The sequence below is a fragment of the Agromyces humi genome, from assembly GCF_009720255.1.
GTDB classification, from domain to species: domain Bacteria; phylum Actinomycetota; class Actinomycetes; order Actinomycetales; family Microbacteriaceae; genus Agromyces; species Agromyces humi.
The window spans coordinates 1-5,896 of sequence record NZ_WJSP02000233.1 but is presented as its reverse complement, the minus strand read 5'-3'; the positions used below and the strand labels follow the sequence as shown (position 1 = coordinate 5,896).

6 protein-coding genes are annotated in these 5,896 nt (G+C 68.5%); 3 read left to right on the top strand and 3 right to left on the bottom strand.

All coding sequences use genetic code 11. The features are described 5' to 3' along the window. Together GH736_RS15730 and dhaK are read right to left on the bottom strand one after the other, a co-directional pair. Window positions 1-342, bottom strand: a 342-nt coding sequence (locus GH736_RS15730; protein WP_159605011.1) for a DAK2 domain-containing protein, incomplete at its 3' end; no start/stop codon positions are given. Between the two features lie 10 nt (window positions 343-352). Next, window positions 353-1,354, bottom strand: coding sequence for a dihydroxyacetone kinase subunit DhaK (dhaK, locus tag GH736_RS15725; protein ID WP_159605013.1), 1,002 nt, complete (start codon window positions 1,352-1,354; stop codon window positions 353-355). 265 nt (window positions 1,355-1,619) lie between these two features. On the opposite strand from dhaK, the gene GH736_RS15720 reads away from it, so the two are divergent. Both GH736_RS15720 and glpK read left to right on the top strand, forming a co-directional pair. After that, the gene (locus tag GH736_RS15720) at window positions 1,620-2,345 is read left to right on the top strand and encodes an MIP/aquaporin family protein (protein WP_235934314.1); all 726 of its coding nucleotides are present in this window, start codon (window positions 1,620-1,622) and stop codon (window positions 2,343-2,345) included. Between the two features lie 112 nt (window positions 2,346-2,457). Then, on the top strand, window positions 2,458-3,972 hold the full coding sequence (gene glpK, locus GH736_RS15715) for a glycerol kinase GlpK (RefSeq protein WP_159605007.1): 1,515 nt from the start codon (window positions 2,458-2,460) through the stop codon (window positions 3,970-3,972). A 96-nt stretch (window positions 3,973-4,068) separates the two neighbouring features. Here the strand turns inward: glpK and trpD are convergent, their stop codons facing one another. Beyond that, window positions 4,069-5,121 carry an anthranilate phosphoribosyltransferase gene (gene trpD, locus GH736_RS15710; protein WP_159605005.1) on the bottom strand — a complete coding sequence of 351 codons (1,053 nt, stop codon included), beginning with the start codon at window positions 5,119-5,121 and terminating at the stop codon, window positions 4,069-4,071. 130 nt (window positions 5,122-5,251) lie between these two features. On the opposite strand from trpD, the gene ctaE reads away from it, so the two are divergent. Next, a complete protein-coding gene (gene ctaE / locus GH736_RS15705) occupies window positions 5,252-5,890 on the top strand; it encodes an aa3-type cytochrome oxidase subunit III (RefSeq protein WP_159605003.1) in 639 nt (212 codons plus the stop codon). Window positions 5,891-5,896: the final 6 nt, after the last annotated feature.

Genomic DNA, 5,896 nt, shown 5'->3' with positions numbered 1-5,896 from the left:
CGCGGCCGCGAGGACGGCGGCGACGGCAGCACCGTCGAGCGTCGCCTCGGAGCCCGCGGCGACGGCGCCCTTGAGGTAGGCGGTGCCGTAGAGCGGTCCCGCGGCCCCGCCGACGGTCGAGATGAGGGTCGTCGCCACGAGCTTCAGGACGTCACCCGGCGTGGAGCCCTCGGGCAGGTCGTCGAGCTTGGGCAGCACGGCCTGGAAGCCGCGCTCCATGTTCTCCCCGTGGTCTCCATCGCCGATCTCGCGATCGAGCGTGATCAGTTCGACGCGATGCTCCGAGATGACCTCGGCGCTGCGCCTGACCCATTCGACCGCCCAGGTGCTGTCCAGCCCCACGGATGCCTCCCTATCTTCCCCAGCGGAGCGCCGCGGTCTGCACCGGGTCGTCCCACAGCCTGATCATCTCGTCGTCGAGCTTGAGGAGCGTGAGCGACATGCCCTGCATCTCGAGCGAGGTGATGTAGTTGCCAACGAGCGATCGCGCGATCTCGATGCCGCGCTCCTCGAGCACCTCGGCGGCCCGGCGGTAGGCGAGGTAGAGCTCGACGAGCGGGGTGCCGCCCATGCCGTTCACGAACAGCAGCACCCGGTCGCCCGATGCGAAGGGCAGGTCCTCGAGGATGGGCTCGAGCAGCCGGTCCACCAGCTGGTCGGCGGGCTCGAGCTTGATCCGCTCGCGACCCGGCTCGCCGTGGATGCCGATCCCGATCTCGATCTCGTCCTCGGCGAGCTGGAAGCTCGGCTCGCCGGCGTGGGGCACGATGCACGGCGTGAGCGCCAGGCCCATCGATCGTGCGTTCGCATTCACCCGCTCCGCGATCGCGGCGACCTCGTCGAGGGAGTCGCCGCGTTCGGCGGCCGCTCCGGCGATCTTCTCCACGAGCACGGTGCCGGCGACGCCACGACGCCCTGCGGTGTACAGCGAGTCCTTCACGGCGACGTCGTCGTTCGTCACCACCGCGCGCACGGTGATGCCGTCGGCGGCGGCCAGGTCGGCAGCCGTCTCGAAGTTCAACACGTCGCCGGTGTAGTTCTTGACGATGTGCAGGACGCCGGCGCCGCCGTCGACCGCCTTCGTCGCGGCGAGGATCGGGTCGGGTGTCGGCGACGTGAACACGGCTCCGGGAACCGCGGCGTCGAGCATGCCGAAGCCCACGTAGCCGGCGTGCAGGGGCTCGTGCCCGCTGCCGCCGCCACTCACGATGCCGACCTTGCCGGCGATCGGCGCGTCGGCGCGCACCACGTGGATCGGGTCCATCTCCACGCGGACGAGATCGGCATGGGCCAGTCCGAATCCGGCGACGGACTCGTCGACCACACGCTTCGGATCGTTGATGATCTTCTTCACGAGCATCCCTTCACCATGGCTGCCGCACGCCGCGCGACCATGCATCGGCGCCGACGCAGCACTCCTGAGTCAACCTACGCCCGTCCCGGTCGCCGTGGTAGGAGGAATCGACAAAACCAGCGCGCCCATTCCCCGCGATGCATGGCCTGAGTATGGTGGGCAGTGTTCCGCCCCTGGGCGAAGCCCTCGGGCCAAGCGAAAAGGATGGAAGGTCGACGTGGACAATCTCGGAATATTGTTCCTCTCGGAACTCGTGGGCACCGCGATGCTGGTGCTCCTCGGCTGCGGTGTCGTGGCCAACGTCGCCCTCGCGAAGACGAAGGGCTTCAACGGCGGGTTCCTCATGGTCACCTTCGGCTGGGGCTTCGCGGTCTTCGCCGGTGTGATCGTCGCCTACGCGTCCGGCGCGCACATCAACCCGGCGGTGACGCTCGGACTCGTCGCGAACGGCGCCACCGAGTTCGGCAACGCCGCGCTCGACCTCACGGTTCCGGTCAACTTCCTCTCCGTGATCGCGTACATCGGGGCCCAGCTGATCGGTGCCATCATCGGTGCCGTCATCGTCTGGCTCGCCTACAAGCAGCACTTCGACGAGGAGCCCGACCCGGCGCCCAAGCTGGGCACCTTCTCGACGGGCCCCGGCATCCGCAACTACGCGTGGAACCTCGTCACCGAGATCATCGGCACGTTCGTCCTGGTCTTCGTCGTGATCGGCTTCGGCCGTCAGGGCGATCCCTCCGGACTCGCCTCGCTCGGTGCGCTGCCGGTCGCCCTCCTCGTGGTGGGCATCGGCGTCTCGCTCGGTGGCCCGACCGGCTACGCGATCAACCCGGCCCGTGACCTCGGGCCGCGTCTCGCCCACGCGTTCCTCCCCATCAGGGGCAAGGGCGCCTCCGACTGGTCCTATTCGTGGGTTCCGGTCGTGGGCCCGATCATCGGCGGTGTCCTGGCCGGCTGGGCGGCCCTCTGGCTGCTGCCGATCATCACCTGACCATCCGGCGGGGCCGGTCCGAACGGGCCGGCCCCGCCGTCGTCCGCACGAAACGCAACAGTGCCCCTCGGCATGCGTGCCCTCGGGGCATCCGCACAATTGAGAGGAAGTCATGGCCGACTACATCCTGGCGATCGACCAGGGAACGACGAGCACCCGCACGATCATCTTCGACAAGAAGGGGTCGATCGTCGCCACCGGACAGCTCGAGCACGAGCAGATCTTCCCCCGCGCCGGCTGGGTCGAGCACGACCCGATGGAGATCTGGCGCAACACGCGCGAGGTGATCGGCCAGGCCCTCGGCAAGGCGGACCTCACCCGCCATGACATCGCCGCCGTGGGCATCACCAACCAGCGTGAGACGGCCGTGGTCTGGGACAAGAACACCGGCCAGCCGGTCTACAACGCCATCGTCTGGCAGGACACCCGCACCCAGCCCATCGTGGACCGTCTCGCGGCCGACGGCGGCGTCGAGCGGTTCAAGCAGGACGTCGGACTGCCGCTCGCCACCTACTTCTCGGGCACGAAGATCGTGTGGATCCTCGAGAACGTCGACGGAGCCCGCGAGAAGGCGGAGGCGGGCGACCTGCTCTTCGGCACCACCGACAGCTGGGTGCTCTGGAACCTCACCGGCGGCGTCGACGGCGGCGTGCACGCCACCGATGTCACGAACGCCAGCCGCACGATGTTCATGGACCTCGAGACGCTCAGCTGGCGCGACGACATCCTCGACGCGTTCGGCGTGCCGAAGTCGATGATGCCGGCGATCAAGTCGTCGTCCGAGGTGTACGGCACCGTGGAGCCGTCGAGCCTCCTCCGCGAGGTCCCCGTCGCCGGCATCCTGGGCGACCAGCAGGCCGCCACCTTCGGCCAGGCGGCGTTCGACGCCGGCGAGTCGAAGAACACCTACGGCACCGGCAACTTCCTCATCTTCAACACCGACACCGAGGTCGTGCACTCCAAGAACGGGCTGCTCACGACCCTCGGCTACAAGCTCGGCGACGCGCCGGCCCACTATGCGCTCGAGGGGTCGATCGCGGTCACCGGATCGCTGATCCAGTGGCTCCGCGACAACCTGGGCTTGATCTCGAGCGCGGCAGAGGTGGAGGACCTGGCCAAGACGGTGGAGGACAACGGCGGCGCGTACTTCGTGCCCGCGTTCTCGGGGCTGTTCGCGCCGTACTGGCGTTCCGACGCTCGTGGGGCGCTCGTCGGCCTCACCCGCTACGTGAACAAGGGGCACATCGCGCGGGCGGCGCTCGAGGCGACCGCGTTCCAGACCCGCGAGGTGCTCGAGGCGGTCAACGCCGACTCCGGCGTGGACCTCACGGAGCTCAAGGTCGACGGCGGCATGATCGCGAACAACACGCTCATGCAGTTCCAGGCCGACATCCTCGGGGTGCCGGTCGTCCGTCCGGTCGTCGCGGAGACCACCGCGCTGGGAGCCGCGTACGCAGCCGGACTGGCCGTGGGCTTCTGGTCCGACCTCGACGAGCTCCGCGCCAACTGGCAGGAGGACTCCCGCTGGGAGCCCAAGATGGAGGCCGAGGAGCGCGACCGCCAGATCCGGCTCTGGAAGAAGGCCGTCACGAAGACCTTCGACTGGGTCGACGACGACGTGCGCTGATCGAGCGACGACGGGCCCCGCGGCATCCGCGGGGCCCGTCGCAGGTCCGGCTCGCGCTTCGCACGGGCGCGGTCGGGTGCGGCAGCGACGGATGCCTCAGCGCTTCGTCGCGGCGATCCACTCCTCGAGCTTGCGCGCCGCAGCGCCGCTGTCGATCGCCTCCTCGGCCACCGCCATCTTGTCGCGGAAGCGGTCGAGGATCGCACGCTGGAACTCGCCGGGGTCCTTCGCGAGCGCGAACGACACGAGGCCGGCCGCGGCATTCAGCACCACGATGTCGCGGACGGGACCGCGCTCCCCCGCGAGCACCTGATGCACGATCTCGGCGTTGTGCGCGGCATCGCCGCCCACGAGCTGGTCGATGCGTGCGCGCTGGATGCCGAGGTCGCGCGGGTCGAGGTCGTGTTCCTTCACCGTGCCGAGCGAGACCTCCCACATGTGCGAATGCCCCGTGGTCGTCAGCTCGTCGAGCCCGTCGTCGCCTCGGAAGACGAGCGCGGTCGCGCCGCGGGTCTGGAACACGCCCACGATGAGCGGCACCCGGTCGAGGTGGGCGACTCCGACGGCGGATGCCTCGGGGCGGGCCGGATTGCACAGCGGGCCGAGGAAGTTGAAGACCGTGGGCACGCCGAGCTCGGCGCGCACGGGGCCGGCGTGCTTGAAGCCCGGGTGGAAGGCGCCCGCGAAGGCGAACGTGATGCCCGCCTCCCCCAGCACCTCGGCGACGCGCTCCGCCGGGAGCGAGAGGTCGAGCCCGAGCGCCGCGAGGACGTCGGACGAGCCCGACGACGAGCTCGCCGCCCGGTTCCCGTGCTTGATGACGGGCACACCGGATGCCGCGGCGACGACGGACGCCATCGTGGAGACGTTGACCGTGCCGAACCGGTCGCCGCCCGTGCCGACGATGTCGAGCGCCATGGGGTCGACCGGGAGCGGCACGGCGTGCTCGAGCACCGCGTCGCGGAAGCCGACGATCTCGTCGACCGTCTCCCCCTTCACGCGCAGGGCGATCAGGAAGCCCGCCAGCTGGGCCGGAGTCGCCGTGCCCGTCATGACCTGCTCCATGCACCACGCGGCATCCGAAACGCTGAGGTCCTCGCCGTCGAGGAGCGCGGAGATGATGGACGGCCAGGTCTGTTCGGCGGGCATGCGTCGATCCTAGCGAGCAGGTTCAGGGTGGATTCACGGCGGGAACCCACCGGAAGTTAGGCTTCCCTTACCGTTCGACGTCGAAACGACTGCCCAGGATGACGAAAACTCAGGCCTGATTTCAGCCATAATGGGGAGCGTGACGAGCACCTCAATCACTTATCAGGCGAGCGCGCCCGTGATCAAGCGACCGAACACCGTGGCGGTGGGCACGATCGTCTGGCTCGGCAGCGAGGTCATGTTCTTCGCGGGGCTCTTCGCGATCTACTTCACGCTCCGGTCGACGTCCCCCGACTTGTGGAACTTCGAGGCTGATCGCCTGAACTTCCCGTTCTCGCTGACGAACACGATCATCCTCGTGCTCTCCTCCTTCACGTGCCAGTTCGGTGTCTTCGCCGCCGAGCGCCTGCAGCCCTACGCCACCGGCTGGAAGCCGACCCAGTGGGGCATGGTCGAGTGGTTCTTCCTCACCTACGCCATGGGCGCCATCTTCGTCGCCGGCCAGATCTGGGAGTACGCGACGCTCGTCTCCGAGGGCATCGCCATCGACTCTAACTCCTACGGATCGGCCTTCTACCTCACCACCGGCTTCCACGGCCTCCACGTCACAGGTGGCCTGATCGCGTTCCTGCTCGTGATCGGTCGCGTCTTCGCCGTCAAGAACTTCGGCCACAAGGAGGCGACCAGCGCGATCGTCGTCTCCTACTACTGGCACTTCGTCGATGTCGTCTGGATCGGCCTGTTCCTCGTCATCTACGTCCTCAAATAGAGACTG

Excerpts from the sequence above, each read along its gene's own strand:
- GH736_RS15720 (WP_235934314.1), top strand. The coding sequence starts at position 1,620 with ATGCTGGTGCTCCTCGGCTGCGGTGTCGTGGCCAACGTCGCCCTCGCG.
- glpK (WP_159605007.1), top strand. The coding sequence starts at position 2,458 with ATGGCCGACTACATCCTGGCGATCGACCAGGGAACGACGAGCACCCGC.
- trpD (WP_159605005.1), bottom strand. The coding sequence starts at position 5,121 with ATGCCCGCCGAACAGACCTGGCCGTCCATCATCTCCGCGCTCCTCGAC.
- ctaE (WP_159605003.1), top strand. The coding sequence starts at position 5,252 with ATGGGGAGCGTGACGAGCACCTCAATCACTTATCAGGCGAGCGCGCCC.